A 14,598-nucleotide genomic window follows, 5' to 3' on the forward strand; every position below is an offset into this window, starting at 1 on the left:
CTGAACGTGCGCCCGGATTGGGGCCGACAATGGTGTCTAGACCGGCGCGGAAGCTGGCCAGGGTCCACCCGCCCTGATACCGTAATGCCGTGTCTCGGGTTGATCGCAGGACTCTCGTGGGCTCCAAGTGTTGGACCCTGCTCGCGGCTTTGATGCTCTTGGTTGCCCTCGCCGTGCCGACGGCCGGGGCCATCGCAGCGCCCCCGGCAACCCCGAGCACCTCGCCGAGCAGCGCGGGCGCGGTGCCCAGCGGCGACCTGCCCGGAGACTCGGCCGGCCCTGCGCCGGACGGCTCGGGCGGCGCGAGTGCGGACGCCGGCGGTGGCGGTGGCGAAGATCTGTTCCAGACCACCGAGACCCCCGAGGGCGTCGACAGCTCGCGGCGCGAGTCCGAGGTCTACGGCGCGCGCATCGACGGCATGCAGGCCGACGTCGACGACCTCAAGGAGCGGATCTTCCGCAGCAAGGCGCGGCTGTCCGTGCTCAAGGAGACCGTGCTCCACGGCGTGCTCGCGGGCAGCCGGGTCATCATCGTCCACCGCAACTTGATGGGCTCGCAGTTTCGCCTGACCAAGCTCGCGGTCATCCTCGATGGCGCGCAGATCTACGCGCGCACCGACGACAGCGGGACCCTCGACTCCGAGGACGAGATCGTGGTCCTCGACGGCAACATCGTCCCCGGCCCGCACACCATCACCGTCGAGCTCACCTACCAGGGCCAGGGCTTCGGCGTGTTCAGCTACCTCAACGGCTACACCTTCGAGAGCCGCAGCTCGCACAACTTCACGGCGCCGGAGAACGGGGCCCTGCGCCTGCTCAGCGCTGGCTACGAGAAGGGCAACCTGAGCACCGAGATGCGCGACCGCCCGAGCATCGACTGGCAAGAGATTCCCCTGGACGCGTCCGGCAAGCCCCTGCCCAAGAGCGCGCGGCCGACCAAGAAGTCGAAGACCAAGACCAAGAAGACCAAGTCCAGCGCTCAAAAGCCGACCAAGAAGCCGGCCCAAAAGCCCAAGAAGAAGTGAGCGCGGACGCGGCCATGGGCGCACAGCTTCACAGGCGTGAGAGTCGTCGACGGCTCGTCGGCGCGTCGCTGGCGGCGGCGCTGCTGCTCGGCGGCGTGGTCTCGGCTCCGGCCCCGGCCGAGGCCGCCCCGCGGCGCTCGACCTTCGACATCGACGACGCGGTCCAGCGCATCGCCGACATCGAGTCGGTGATCGTCGCGGCCGAGACCGCGGCCAACGAGGACCCCGAGCAGACCGAAGAGGAGCTGGCCAAGCGCGTCGTCGCCGGCCAGCTGATGCTCGTCGACCGCGACGTCGAAGGGGCCGCGATCGTGTTCCTCGACGTGCTCGAGAACCACCCCGACAGCCTCGCCGCGAGCCAGGCCCTGTACTTCCTGGGCGAGGCCCTGGTCCTGCTGAGCATGGACCGCTGGGCCATCGAGTGCTTCCAGGGCAACCTCGTCGACCAGAGCGAGGACGGCCGCCGCTACCACCAGCGCTCCATGGCGCGGATGTTCGACCTGCACGTGCCGCGGCGCGAGGACGGCTTCGCCCGCCGCCCCGGCCTGAGCGCGACCCCCGAGGTCCGCGCGCGCTTGCAGGCGATCGGCATCGACGTCGAGGCCAAGCCGCCCGAGGGCCTCGTCGACGAGGCGGACATCCTGCGCGTCAGCGTGGCCGTGGGCGCCATCGCGCCCGAGGAGCGCGAACTCGAGCTGCGCTACGCCTACGGCCGCTGGCTCTACTTTCGCGGCGAGTGGGAGCAGGCCCTGGCCTCCCTCGACAGCGTCTCGCCCCTCGACGTGCCCATGTCTTCGGGCGGCGTCGGGGCGCAGTGGCGGGTGCGCGCGGCCTACATGGCCGCGACCGCGAGCCTGGCCAAGGGCGACATCGACGACGCCCTGACCCGCTTTGGCCTGCTGACCCAGTCCTTCCCCAAGGGCGAGCGAGACAAGCGCATCGTCGAGCTGGCCAACCTCGCCCTCGCCCGCATCCACCACGATCAAGGCGAGACCGAGCTGGCGGTCAAGTCCTACCGCCGCATCTCCAGGGACTCGCCCTTCTTCCCCGAGGCGATGTACGAGACGGCCTGGACCCTGCTGGCCGCCGGCGCCCACGACCGGGCCCTGCAGGCCCTCGACCTGCTGCTGGTCTACGACCCGGACAGCCCCATCGTCCCCGAGATCAAGCAGCTGCGCGGCAAGGTCAAGATCCAGATGCGCGACTGGCAGGGGGCCGAGGGCGAGTTCCTGGCCCTGCGCCGCGAGTTCGACGAGCTGTCCAAGCGCCTCGGCCGTCAGCTCGAGGCCAAGGGCGACGCGGCCAGCTACTTCTCGGCCGTCGCGTCCGAGGACATGGAGCACTTCAGCCTCGGCGCCGTCATGCCCGTCGAGGCCGCGGCCGTCGCCCAGACCCTGCCCCGGGCCACGCAGACCGTCGACCTGGTCAACGAGGTCGGCGAGGTCGACGCGATGCTGTTCGAGACCCGGGCCCTGCTCGCGCGCATGGAAGAGGCCGTCGAGGCCAAAGAGCGCGCCCGCTTGTTCACGGACCTGGGCGCGCACCTGAGCTCGCTCGACTCCTCGGACCTCGAGATCCTCGATCTCAAGGAAAAATTGCTGTTCCGCTCGACGGCCAAGGTCGGCGGGGCCGGGCTCGTCGAGATCGAGTCCCAGCGCAAGGCCCTGGCCAAGCGCGTGACCAACCCGCTGGGCGACGGCAGCTCCCGCGACGACACCTCCGGGGGCCTGCGCAGCCGGGCCGAGGAGATCCACCAGCTCGACCTGACCGTCCAGGCCCTGCGCGCCCAGCTGATCGCGACCGAGCGCTACTACGACGAGACCCGCAAGGACCAGCGCATCGACCACGAGGCCTTCCTCAAGCAGGCCGCGGAGCTGCGCGACGAGGTCGCGGGGCTCGAGCGCGAGGTCGCCGAGATGGAGGCCGAGGTCGAGAAGGCCCAGACCGCGATCCGCTTCGCCGATCCCTGGGCCGAGGCCCAGCGCGCGGCCGTCGAGGACTACTCGGTGTTCCTCGATCAGGCCTTCGCGGCGGTGCTCGAGGCCAACCCCGACGCCGCGGCCAAGAAGGTCTGGGACCGGGCCAACAGCCTGCGCGGGCGCATCGTCGAGGGCCGCGAGCGCCTCGACGCGGCCGCCGGTCGCCGGCTGCGGCGGGCCATGCAGATCCTCCGCGAGGAGCGGGTCAACCTCGACGCCTACAAGGAAGAGCTCGAGGCCAAGCGCGGGGAGACCCGCGAGCTCGTCGGCGACGTGATGCAGGCGAGCTACCGCGACGTGGTCGGCGAGCTCGCCAACTTGGTGACGCGCTCCGAGGTCGGCCTGCTCGACGTCGCCTGGGCCATCCAGGAGGTCGAGTCCGAGGAGATTCGCCGGCTCGAGACCCACCGCGACCGGGACCTGCGCGAGCTCGACCGCGTCCTCGACCAGGGCCTCCAGGAGGACGGGAACCGATGACTGTGTACCGCCGCGCTCGCTCTTTGTTGGCCCTGTCCGTGGCCTCCGTGGTCGCGCTCAGCCCGGTGGTCGCCCAGGCCTCGAAGCCCTCGGGCGCCGCGCCCGATCCCGCGACCCTCGGGCGCGGGGGCGAGCCCGGCTCGGGCGTGGCGCGGGTCGTCGAAGGGGGCGGGGACCCCAACCGCTTGCAAGCCCCGCTGCCCCGGCGCCCGCGCAGCGAGGACGAAGCCGTCGCCATCGAGGACCTCGAGGAGATCTTCAAGCGCTTCGACGCCGCCGCCTCGGCGACCGAGGACACCCTCGTCGACCAGCTGATCATCGAGGCCGAGAAGGGCCGCGCCGAGCTCGAGAAGGGCTACGACTCGCAGATCAAGGAGCACCGCGCCCAGGCCCGAGTGCTGCGCAGCAAGGCGATCACCCGCTACGAGGACTTTTTGAAGCTCCACCCCAACGACGCGGCGTGGACCCCCGAGATCATGTTCCGCCTCGCGGAGCTGCACTTCGAGTCCTCCCTCGAGCGTTACCAGCGGCAAGAGGACGCGTGGCAGACCCAGCTCATGGCCCTCGAGGAGCGGCGCCAAAACGGCGAAGAGAAGGTCCCCGATCCGCCGGCCTCGCCGACCGTCGACTACAAGCGCTCCATCGAGCTGCTCAGCGAGGTCGTCACCCGCTTCCCCGACTACAGCCTCAACGACGCCGCGCTCTACCGCATGGGCGTGCTGCTCTACGAGAGCGAGGACTTCGAGCCGAGCCGCCAGGCCTTCCTGGCGCTCGCGTGCAGCAACCGCTACGCCGTCCCGGCCGCGGACTTCAGCAACATCGTGCCCTCGACGAGCTTCCGCGACGGGGACTACGAGGGCTGCGCCCCGCTGCGCCAGGAGAGCCAGTTCACCGCCGAGAGCTGGCTGCGCGTGGGCGAGCTGCACTACGACGTCGACGAGTTCGACCCTGCGCTCGAGGCCTTCACCCAGGCCCTGGGCAAGCCGGGCAGCTCGCTCTACGCGCTGTCGATGATCCGCATCGCCTTGACCCTCTACCTCAAGCGCGACTTCGCCGGGTCCATCGCGCGCCTCGACGAGTACATCCTCTACCTCGACTCCTACAAGGGCACGCCCGAGTACGACGAGATCCCCAACTACCGGGACGAGGCCATCAAGTGGATGGCCAAGACCTACAACGAGGACGACTGGGACGGGAACGGCCGCCGCGATCGCCCCGCGGGGCTCAAGCGCCTCGAGCGGGACTACGCCGAGCGCAAGGCCGAGCCCCACGTGCCCGAGCTCTACGCCGCCTACGCGGACTTGCTCGCCTACGAGACCGAGTTCCAGGGCGCCATCGAGATCTACGAGCTCGCCCTGGATCGCTGGCCCCTGGCCGCCGCCGCGCCAGAGATCCAGTTCAAGGTCATGGCCTCGTGGAAGCTGCTGCGCGAGGACCGGAAGGTCACCGAGGCCCGCGACAAGCTGGCGACCAACTACCTGCGCGGGACGAGCTGGTACTACGCCAACGAGGCCGACCCCGACGCGATCGAGAAGGCCTTCAAGCTGGCCGAGGACGCGCTCGTGGCCACCGCCGTCGACCACCAGGCGCGGGCCCAGGAGCTGCGCTCGGAGGGCCGCGACGAGGAGGCCAAGGTCGAGTACGAGATCGCCGCGCGGGCCTACGCCGCCTACCTCGAGCGCTTCCCGAACACCCAGAGCTCCTACGAGTACCGGTTCAACTTCGCCGACTCGCTCTACTACTCGGACCAGTTCCTCGACGCCGCCAAGCAGTTCGCGGTCGTGCGCGACTCGAACCTCGACAACCGCCTGCAGGCCGACGCGGCCGAGGGCGTGATGAGCTCGCTCGAGAACTACGCCGAGCTCCAGGAGGCCGAGGGCAAGTACACCCTGCCCGACATGCCCAAGGACCCGGACGCCGGGCCCTACGAGGCCCAGGACATCCCGCCCCTGGCGCGGGCGCTCCAGGACGCCTACGACCGCTACTCCGAGCTCGTCCCGGACGCCGAGGACGCGGCCACGGTCATGTACAAGTCGGGCGAGATCAGCCAGCGCCACAACCAATTCGCCGAGGCCCGGACCCGCTTCCAGCGCGTCGTCGATCGCCACTGCGGCGAGGACGTGGCGATCAACGCCGGCTACGCGATGATCGACGGCTACACCGTCCAGGGCGACCTGGCCAACGTGTCCAAGACCATCGAGATGCTCGAGGGCAAGGCCTGCGGCACGGGCGACGCGAAGAACGAGTTCGCCGGCAAGCTGCGCAGCATCGGCAACGCGGTCATCTTCCAGGAGGCGACCTTGCTGTTCGAGGCCGGCGAGTTCGAGGCCGCGGCCGACCGCTACGTCGCCCTGGTCAACGAGGCGCCGGACGACCCCAACGCCGACAACGCCCTCAACAACGCCGCCGTCGCCTACGAGAACATCGGCCGCTTCGAGAGCGCGACCAAGACCTACGAGCGCATCTACACCACCTACAAGCCCTGCGACTCGCCCAAGCTCAAAGAGGGCGACAAGTGCAGCGAGTTCGCCGACGAGGCGCTGCTGCGCACGGGCTTCAACCACGCGCGCTTTTTCGAGTTCGAGGAGGCCGTGCAGAGCTACCTGGTCCTGGCCACGGACGGGGACTACTCCAACAGCGAGTACCGCCTGCTGGCCATGCGCAACGCCGCGGGCTTGCAGGACAACCTGCAAAACTACGAGAAGTCCGCGAAGCTCTACTACCGGGTCGCCGACAAGTCGGGCTCGACCGAGGAGAAGGCCGAGGCCTACTACAACGCCGCCACGGTGCTCGAGAAGGCCGGCAACGACTCCAAGACCATCGCGGCCTACAAGAAGTACCTCAAGGCCTTCGCCGGGGCCGAGGGCCAGGCCGTGCGCGAGGTCGAGGCGCACCTGCGCCTGGGCAAGCTCTACCGCGACAACAAAAAGCGCAAGGACTCGATCCGCGAGCTCGAGGCCGCGATCTCGATCTTCGACGCCCGCGGCCTGCAAAAGGGCACGCCCGAGGCGGCGCTGCCCGCCGAGGCGCAGTTCATCCTCGCCGAGTACCAGCTCGAGGGCGCGCTCAAGCTCAAGCTCAAGTCGACCAGCGGCAAGGCGCTCGAGAAGGAGGCCAAGAAATTGTTCGAGGCCCTCGTCGCGGTGACCACCGAGTACGACAAGGTGTTCTCCTACCGCTCCTTCGACTGGGTGCTCGCGGCCATGTACCGCCGCGGCTACGCCTTCGAGACCATCGCCAGCAAGGTCATCGACGCGCCCGTGCCCAAGCAGCTGCGCAAGGGCTCGGAGGCCTACTACGCCTACAAGATCACCATCGCCGAGCAGATGGAGCCCTTCATCCAAAAGGCCATCCTGCTCTACGAGGAGTGCGTCAAGCGCAGCAAGGAGTTCCGGGTCAACAACGCCTGGACCTCGCGCGCGCTCGAGCGCCTCAACGTCTACAAGGCCGACGAGTACCCGCTGTTGCGGGACCCCGCCCTGACCCTGGAACTGGAGGATCGACGATGACGCGGACGTGGCTCTCGAACTGGACCCTGGTCGCTTTGCTGGGTGGGGTGAGCGTGGCGGCGCCGGGCTGCGCCAAGGACGGTGAGCGGAGCACCGACGCGCCCGAGGAGCTCGACCTGCCCCCGGAGAAGAAGGTCGCCGACACCAACGGGCCCGAGAAGAAGGGCCCGGCCGACGCCAAGAAGGCCAAGCAGCAAGAGCCCAAGGACGTCGCCGACGAGAAGGTCGAGGCCAAGAAGATCGACGGGGAGGGGGGCAAGCCGGCGGTCAGCCATCCGCAGGACCGCGACCCCAACCAAGAGAAGGCCAAGATGACGCGCTCGCGCAAGCACAGCGCCAAGGCCAAGCAGCTGCTGCGCAGCAACCAGGGCGACAAGGCCGTGGCCGAGGCCCGCCGAGCCCTGCGCGAGCACGAGCAGAACGTCGAGGCGATGCTGGTCATCGCCGAGGTCTTCTACCGCCAGGGCAAGCACGAGCTCGTGCAGTCCGTGACCGGCTCGATCCTCAAGGTCGACGCCAAGGTGCTCAGCCCCGAGGAGAAGTCCCAGGCCTACAACTTGATGGGCTTCGCCTACCTGCAGGCGGGCAAGCGCGTCGACGCCTTCCGCTCGTTCAAGAGCGCCGCCGAGACCGACGACAAGAACGCCTCTGCGTGGAACAACCTCGGCGTGCAGTACATGTGGCGCGGGGACCCGAAGACCGCCGAGTCTTGCTTTTCCTACGCCGCCGAGCTCGACCCCAAGTTCGCCGAGGCGCACCTCAACCACGGCGCCTCGCTGCGCGCCAACGGCAAGCTGACGGAGGCCGAGCTGGCCTTCAACAGCGCCGCCAAGCTGCGCCCGGACTGGGCCGAGGTCCAGTTCAACCTCGGCGTGCTCTACCTCGACGCCGACCAGATCGGCACCTTCGACGAGATCGCCAAGCTCGAGGCCTGCATCAAGGCCTTCGAGCGCTACAAGAGCCTGGTCGGCCAGGGCAAGAGCTCGCTCGAGCGCAGCACCAAGCAGTCGGGCCCCACCGACGCGATGGGTAACGAGCTCGTCTCGGTGGCCCAGGCGGACCTCTACATCAAGGCCGCCAACAAGGCGATCGAGTCGGCCGAGCGCAAGGCCGAGCGCGACGAGAAACGCAAGCAGCGTGAAGCCAAGAAGGCCGCCGAGGAGGCCGAGGAAGCGAAGAAGCCTGGAGAGGGCGAGGGCGAAGACGCCCCCAAGGCCGACGAGCCCAAGGCCGACACGCCGAAGGAAGAGCCGCCCAAGGCCGACACGTCGAAGGAAGAGCCGCCCAAGAGCGAGCCGCCGAAGACTCAGCCGAGCAAGCCCAAGCAGCCGGCCAAGCCGCAAAAGCCGGGGGCGCAAAAGCCGGGAGCGCAAAAGCCGGGAGCGCAAAAGCCCAAGGCCCAGAAACCCAAGCCACAAAAGCCGGGAGGCTGAGCGAGATCTCTGGCGGGAGTTTTTTGACTTTGGTGAGATCCTCCAGGAATTGGAGTCGTTCGCCCATGCCGTCAGGCGCAAGCTAGCCGCCAAAACCCCGCCAACGTGATAATTCGCCCATTAAATGTGAATCACAGGTGTGACGGACGGCTTGCACTCGGTACTATCCCTCCGGGCCCTGTCCGATCTAAGATGCCCCAACTTTCGTAGACAGCGTTTTCGACGCCCTACTGAGCATCTGCTGCGCATTCTGCGAAGACCGACGGGTCAACGACCGCCTCGAGCCACACCATCCACACCCTTCACAGTTCACCAAAAGCTGCCAAATGCGAGATTTCTTGGAACTTGACGCACGCTCGGTCGACGAAGCCACCGCTTCGGACCCCTGGTGCCGTCACGGCCTTCGCCCAGATCGGCGATTGCGCAGCACCAAGAGCCATTTTGGCGCGATCTCAATGAGTTCGCTCGCATGAACGAGCGAGTGGGAAGGAACCAGGGTTCAAATCATGGATAACGTCGTGTTGCTACGAAAGCGCGGTTTTTCGGTCTTGGCAGTGGGTGGAGTTTTGTCTACGATGCTGCTTCCTTGCTCGGCTCTCGCACAGGATCCAAATCCCGAAGCGAGTACCGCGGAGAGCGCCTCTGGCGAGACGCTCGAGCGCGGCGGCAAGCGGATCTCTCTCGACGACGAATTCAACGTCGAAGGCAAACTCGAAAAGCCGAGCGCATTCTTCGTGTTCAAGCGCTCAGCACTCGAGTACGACTGGGCGCGACTGGATGCACAGTTCGCGCCATTGGTACTTGAGTCCGTCCAAGATCCTCTGTTCTAATACTCCGGCTGGCTGCGCATGGTGCGCCGCCGTCTAGCCACCTTGAAGTTCAACCCCACGCAGAACTGTCAACCTAGCCCACCTCGGGCGACTTCGCAGCACTCGGGCAAAAGCCCACCCCAGGAGGACACCAGTCATGGGTGATTTCGCAACATTCTACGCCAACGGTGGTGTGTTCATGCACGCCATCGCCCTCAGCGCCATCCTTGGCCTCGCCGTCATGGTGGAGCGCTTCATCTTTCTGTTCTTCCGTTTCAACATCAACGGACAGCAGTTCTTCAACCAGATTCAAAAGCTGGTGATGGCGAACAACATCGACCGCGCCATCAAGCTGTGCAACGCCGCCGACAAGGCCGCTCTCGCTCGCGTCGTCAAGGCCGGTCTCACCCGCGCCAACAAGAGCGAGGCCGACATCTCGGCCGCCATCGAGGAGTCGATGCTCGAGGTCGGGCCCGCCATCAACAAGCGCGTCCCGATGATCGCCGCGATCGCGAACATCGCGACGCTCCTCGGTCTGCTCGGCACCATCTTCGGTATGTTGGACGCCTTCCGCGCCGTCGCCGACGCTCCCGCCGACCAGCGCTCCACCGCTCTGGCTCGCGGCATTGGTATCGCCATGAACACGACCGGCTTCGGTCTCATGGTCGCCATCCCGCTGCTCGCCTCGCACATCTTCATCTCCAACCTGGCCAAGAAGATCTCCGACGAGGTCGAGCTCTACTCGGTCAAGCTGGAGAACCTGCTCGCCGCCCGCGTGCGCCACAGCTGAATGATGGGCTGAGCCGAGTGCTGCGAAGCCTGTCGACCGCGGGCAGGGAACTCCACCCGCGGTCGACACCCCCACTCTCTGGGGGCACGGCCGCCGGCACACCACGCTCGTCAACCACTCTCGTAGAGGACCAACGCCATGGCACGCTACAGGAAAAAGAACGAGATCAAAGTCGAGGAAGCAAACGTGCTTCCCGTCATGAACATCATGTTCCTGCTCATCCCAGCTCTCCTGCTGGCCATGGAGGTTGCGAGCATGGCGGCGATCGCCGTGTCTCCGCCGAAGTTTGCGGCAGCTCCTTCTGACAAGAAGGAAGAGGAGAAGAAAGAGGAGAAGCCCTTGAAGTTCAAGGTCTTCATCCTCGAGGACGGGTTCCGAGTCAGCACGGCCGCCCAGCAAGAGGGCGCCGAGGCTGGCAAGGCCCAGGACAGTTCGAAACCCACGATCCCGCTGGCCAAGCCCAGCGCCGCGATCGATGACTATGAGCGGTACGACTACGGGAAGCTCGAGGCCAAGGCCAAAGAGCTCAAGGAGAAGTACTCGCATGAAACGGTCGTGACCATCTCGGCAGAGAACAGCATCCCCATGCAGGTGTTGATCTCGACGATGGACTCGGTCCGAGGCTCGGATTGCAAGCTCCTCACCATCAAGGAGGGTGAGGACTTCCCCGAGGAGTGCCTGTTCTTCCAACCCATCGTCGAAGCCGGAGCCGGCTGAAATCCTTCTAGGAAGGGAGCATAAAAATGACCCCCGAAGAACTCTTCGAAATCAAGAAGGAACTCAAGCGGGCCAAGCGCCGGGACAAGGAGCTTGAAGAGGCGAACATGGGACTCACGTCCCTGATGGACATCGTTTCCATCATCGTCGTCTACCTGCTCAAGTCCTACGCGAGTGACCCGGTGCTCATCACCCCGATCGCGGAGCAGAAGATCCCGATGTCCAAGATGGACGCGGCGATCAAGGAAGGCGTCCCGATCTACATCTCCTCGCGCGAGCTCATCTTCAAGGAAGAGCAAGTCGCGGTCCTCAAGGAGGGCGAGCTCGACCCGAGCGTGGTCCAGGGCCACATCATCGCCCCTCTGTTCGAGAAGCTCGAAGAGGAGACGGAGAAGTCCAAGGCCATCTTCGAAGGCCGCGGCGAGGAGTGGGTGGGCCACGTCATCCTCATCGGCGACGAGGCGCTCAAGTTCTCGACCATCGTCGACGTGATGTACACGGCTGGGCGACTCGAGTACTCCGAGTACTCCTTCTGCATCATCCAAAAGGGCTGAGCACTTCCGCTCACCCCCAGGGGCCGGTAGCGCAACTAGCGCTATCGGCCTTTAGTTTTTTGACCCGTTTGGCATGGAGTGGAGCACTGGAGCTCCGAGGTTGCGGGCCTCGGTGATCGGTTGCCCACCGTCGAGGTACTTCCAAGAAGACTCCGCGCGAAGGATCCGGCGCGCGCGGACATTCCTGTACGGGGCCTCGCGCGTCCGGCTCCGTACCCTCCGTTTGGGGACACCCAAACGGGCTGCTATGCTCCTCGATGAGCGGCGCGTTTGGCCCTAAACAGGCTCCAAAACGCCAGTTTCAAGCCCAGATGCCAGGTTCAGCTAGCAACAAGGTCCTCCGCGTCGCCGTCATCGTGGATGGTGAGTCTTGTGAGGAGCTGCGTCAGACCGAGCCTGGTGACGTCATCGTTGGCCGGGCTTCGGAGACCGGTCTGGGGATCGGCCCGAGCTCGGCCCTCGAGTACGGCGCGGCGGCCGAGGGGCCGAAGACCGCGCGCTCGATGCCGCTGGCCTTCATCGCCCTCGGCATGATCTTGATGCTGCTGATCGGCAGCTGGTTCGCGGTCAAGGTCAACGCCGCGAGCTCGGACAACGTGGTGCTCGAGTCCGCGGAGGTCGAGGCGAGCTACCAGACCGACGAGGAGCTCCTCGCGGCCACGGGCCTGACCAAAAAAGAGCTCGAGAAGAAGAAGCGGCGAGCTCGACGCGCGACCTTGGTGCTCCTCGGCGTGGGCATGCTGGGGGTGGTCCTGGTGGTCGCGGGCACGACGATGCTGCGTGGCCGCCGACGTCACCAACGGCGCGTGCTCGCGGTCTACGACGGCCACGCGAAACCTCGAGATTACCGGGCGAAGGCGCCCATCTGGCTCGGAGTGGGCGTCGCCCTCGTGCTCGGCGGCGGAGGCTTGTTCGCCTACGAGGTCGGCAAGCACGACCCGGACGCCCCGATCGCCGAGGAGACGACCCGCGGCGACATGTCGGCCTTCAAGGCGGAGGGCGACGGCGGCACGGGCGGCCTCGGCCTCGGCATCGCGCTCATCGGCATCGTGCCCCTGGTCATCGGGGCCATGGGCATCACCGAGAAGCCCCCGCGCAAGCGCAAGCGCAAGCCCAAGGGCGGCCGCGTCCCCCGAGAGCACAAGCTGTTCGAGTGGGTCGCCGAAGAGGGCACCTACTACATCAACATCCCGCCGGAGACGAAGGGCAAGCTCGTCCTCGGCAAGAACAAGGCCTCGGTCAAGTCCCTGCGCAAGCGCTTTGGGCAGCCCGACGGCACCCTGCGCGTGAAGCTGGGCCCCAAGGCCAAGGGCAAGCTGCTCCTCGGCCAGACCCGGATCATGTTCCAGACGGCCAAGCCCGCCCGGGCTGCCGCCTTGCCGACCTTCCCGCAGCAGTACGCCGACCCCTTCGCGCACCTGCGCATGTCCACCCTGGACATCGCGGCCTTCGGCGGCGTGGGCTTCATCGCCCTCGTGCTCCTGGTCTGGTTCTCGAAGTTCGCCGACCGCACTCCGCCGCCTCCCGACGAGCGCTTCGTCCAGGAGATGGGCATCCCCGCTTCTTTCTACGAAGAAGAGGAGGAGCTCGAGGAGGTCGAAGAGGAGCAGGAGGACACCCTCAAGCAAGAGGACAAGGAAGAGAAGCAAGAGGTCAAGGAAGAGAAGCAAGAGGACAACCTCGAGAAGCCCAAGAACGTGTCGGAGAAGGCCTTCAAGGAGGCCCGCGGCGTGGGTGTGGCCCGCGTCCTCGGCACCTGGGGCGGCGAGGGGGAGGGCACCGTCCTCGACGTGATCGAGTCGACGGAGAACAACCTCGGCGACCTCTTCGCCCAGGGCATGACGACCACGGGCGAGTACCAGGGCGGCGAGATCGGAGACTTCGTCGCCGGCGGCGGTGGCATCGACGCCACGGGCACCGTCGCGTCCAACGAGGCCCTGCAGACCGGCGAGGGCCCGGCCGAGGTCGGCAAGACCGAGAAGAAAGAGCGCAAGGTCCGGGGCAAGGCCAAGAGCAAGACCGGCGACGTGTTCGGCGACGTCGACAAGAAGGCCGTGTCGGCGACGATCCGTCGGCGCATGCCTGGTCTCCAGGCCTGCTACGAGAAGGCGCTGCGCTCGAACCCGCAGCTCAAGGGCAAGATGGAGTACACGATCACCATCAACCCCTCCGGGCGGGTGACGCAGGTCGACATCGAGCAGGACACCGTGGGCGACAGCTCGGTCCGGACCTGCACCGTGGGCAAGATCAAGGGCTGGCGCTTCTTCGCCGAGGGTGCCGAGGAGTCCTCCGAGGTCACCTTCTCGGTCAACTTTACTGGCAGCTGAGGGGCAGTTGCGGGGCAGCTGAGCGCCCGTACATCGTGCAAAGGTGGCCTGGGAGGCCCTGGCGCGGTTGATCCTCGGTCCGACGGGGGGCATGCTCGTAGAGGGCCCCCACGCTTCAGATTTCGCAAAGGATCTCGGCCGCCCGGCCATTCAAATCCAGAGGACCCATGCGCGACTCCATCAGCTCCACTTCGACCCGCACTACCGCCTGGATGGTCGCGGCTCCGTTGGCACTGGTCGCTGCTCTTGGCCTCGCGCGTACCGTTTGGGGTGGACCGCCAGCGTCCGAGGAGCCCACAGCAGACGCCGAGGGCCCCGCGAGTGAGCCAGCCTCAGCCGATGATCCGAGCCCGGACACGGCCGATCCGAACGTCGATCCCACGCTGCTCGGCGATCCCGAGGCGGCGCCGGAGAGCGACGCCGCGGCCGCGGCCGGCTTGACTCCAGACAGCGCGCCGAGCCTCGGGCCGACGCCGGCGGAGGCGAGCGGCCTGCGCATGCAGATGGAGACGGGCATGTCGGCGCTGGGTGAGCTCGCCGTCGAGGCGCGCTCGGACGACGACCTCGTCCGCGCGACCTGCGTGCTCGACAAGCAAGATCGCGCCGGCGACGTGATGGAGCTCGGGACCAGCGAGATGCTGGTCATCCGTGACCCCAACACGAGTGAGCAGGCTCGGGGCTTCGCCCTCGAGAAGCTCGACGCCGCGGCCTCGCGCATCGACAAGTTGGTCGAGGAGGCCAAGGAGTGCGCGGGTCAGACCGGGCCCGAGGACGAGATCGACATCACCCGGAACGAGTCGGACGAGCCGAACACGGTGCCCATGGCGGCCCCGAGCCTCGGCCTGGGCCAAAGCCCCGTTCCCCCGCCCGTCGACGGCGGCTGGCCGCCCGCGGCGAGCCCCATCGAGTGAGCGCGAGCCAGGACCTGGCCTGCTCTTTGCCGTGTCTTTGCACTCGCCCCGATTTTGGGGTGTGAAT

10 protein-coding genes are annotated in these 14,598 nt (G+C 66.9%); all 10 read left to right on the forward strand.

Annotation, left to right across the window (positions count from 1 at the left end; all coding sequences use genetic code 11):
- Positions 1 to 116: 116 nt before the first annotated feature.
- The 10 genes from PPSIR1_RS42210 (at position 117) to PPSIR1_RS47555 (ending at position 14,531) form a co-directional block, all read left to right on the forward strand.
- Positions 117 to 1,025 carry a hypothetical protein gene (locus tag PPSIR1_RS42210; RefSeq protein WP_006970614.1) on the forward strand — a complete coding sequence of 303 codons (909 nt, stop codon included), beginning with the start codon at positions 117 to 119 and terminating at the stop codon, positions 1,023 to 1,025.
- Between the two features lie 14 nt (positions 1,026 to 1,039).
- Entirely contained in the window at positions 1,040 to 3,481 is a 2,442-nt protein-coding gene (locus PPSIR1_RS08495) for a tetratricopeptide repeat protein (RefSeq protein ID WP_157595329.1), read from the forward strand.
- Entirely contained in the window at positions 3,478 to 6,990 is a 3,513-nt protein-coding gene (locus tag PPSIR1_RS08500; protein WP_086001145.1) for a tetratricopeptide repeat protein, read from the forward strand. Before PPSIR1_RS08495 ends, PPSIR1_RS08500 begins: the two co-directional genes overlap by 4 nt.
- On the forward strand, positions 6,987 to 8,423 hold the full coding sequence (locus tag PPSIR1_RS08505) for a tetratricopeptide repeat protein (protein ID WP_006970617.1): 1,437 nt from the start codon (positions 6,987 to 6,989) through the stop codon (positions 8,421 to 8,423). Before PPSIR1_RS08500 ends, PPSIR1_RS08505 begins: the two co-directional genes overlap by 4 nt.
- A gap of 506 nt (positions 8,424 to 8,929) precedes the next feature.
- On the forward strand, positions 8,930 to 9,253 hold the full coding sequence (locus tag PPSIR1_RS47550; protein WP_157595330.1) for a hypothetical protein: 324 nt from the start codon (positions 8,930 to 8,932) through the stop codon (positions 9,251 to 9,253).
- A gap of 136 nt (positions 9,254 to 9,389) precedes the next feature.
- Positions 9,390 to 10,022 (forward strand): MotA/TolQ/ExbB proton channel family protein, encoded by a 633-nt coding sequence (locus PPSIR1_RS08510; protein WP_045115635.1) that lies wholly within the window; start codon positions 9,390 to 9,392, stop codon positions 10,020 to 10,022.
- Between the two features lie 138 nt (positions 10,023 to 10,160).
- Positions 10,161 to 10,739 (forward strand): ExbD/TolR family protein, encoded by a 579-nt coding sequence (locus PPSIR1_RS08515; RefSeq protein ID WP_006970619.1) that lies wholly within the window; start codon positions 10,161 to 10,163, stop codon positions 10,737 to 10,739.
- A 107-nt stretch (positions 10,740 to 10,846) separates the two neighbouring features.
- Positions 10,847 to 11,293, forward strand: coding sequence for a biopolymer transporter ExbD (locus PPSIR1_RS08520; protein WP_157595331.1), 447 nt, complete (start codon positions 10,847 to 10,849; stop codon positions 11,291 to 11,293).
- A gap of 311 nt (positions 11,294 to 11,604) precedes the next feature.
- Positions 11,605 to 13,620: an AgmX/PglI C-terminal domain-containing protein gene (locus PPSIR1_RS08525; protein WP_006970621.1), complete on the forward strand. Its 2,016-nt coding sequence runs from the start codon at positions 11,605 to 11,607 to the stop codon at positions 13,618 to 13,620.
- 227 nt (positions 13,621 to 13,847) lie between these two features.
- Positions 13,848 to 14,531 carry a hypothetical protein gene (locus tag PPSIR1_RS47555; protein WP_157595332.1) on the forward strand — a complete coding sequence of 228 codons (684 nt, stop codon included), beginning with the start codon at positions 13,848 to 13,850 and terminating at the stop codon, positions 14,529 to 14,531.
- Positions 14,532 to 14,598: the final 67 nt, after the last annotated feature.

Source organism: Plesiocystis pacifica SIR-1, assembly GCF_000170895.1.
GTDB classification, from domain to species: Bacteria; Myxococcota_A; Polyangia; order Nannocystales; family Nannocystaceae; genus Plesiocystis; species Plesiocystis pacifica.

Excerpts from the sequence above, each read along its gene's own strand:
- PPSIR1_RS08495 (WP_157595329.1), top strand. The coding sequence starts at position 1,040 with ATGGGCGCACAGCTTCACAGGCGTGAGAGTCGTCGACGGCTCGTCGGC.
- PPSIR1_RS08500 (WP_086001145.1), top strand. The coding sequence starts at position 3,478 with ATGACTGTGTACCGCCGCGCTCGCTCTTTGTTGGCCCTGTCCGTGGCC.
- PPSIR1_RS08505 (WP_006970617.1), top strand. The coding sequence starts at position 6,987 with ATGACGCGGACGTGGCTCTCGAACTGGACCCTGGTCGCTTTGCTGGGT.
- PPSIR1_RS47550 (WP_157595330.1), top strand. The coding sequence starts at position 8,930 with ATGGATAACGTCGTGTTGCTACGAAAGCGCGGTTTTTCGGTCTTGGCA.
- PPSIR1_RS08510 (WP_045115635.1), top strand. The coding sequence starts at position 9,390 with ATGGGTGATTTCGCAACATTCTACGCCAACGGTGGTGTGTTCATGCAC.
- PPSIR1_RS08515 (WP_006970619.1), top strand. The coding sequence starts at position 10,161 with ATGGCACGCTACAGGAAAAAGAACGAGATCAAAGTCGAGGAAGCAAAC.
- PPSIR1_RS08520 (WP_157595331.1), top strand. The coding sequence starts at position 10,847 with ATGGGACTCACGTCCCTGATGGACATCGTTTCCATCATCGTCGTCTAC.
- PPSIR1_RS08525 (WP_006970621.1), top strand. The coding sequence starts at position 11,605 with ATGCCAGGTTCAGCTAGCAACAAGGTCCTCCGCGTCGCCGTCATCGTG.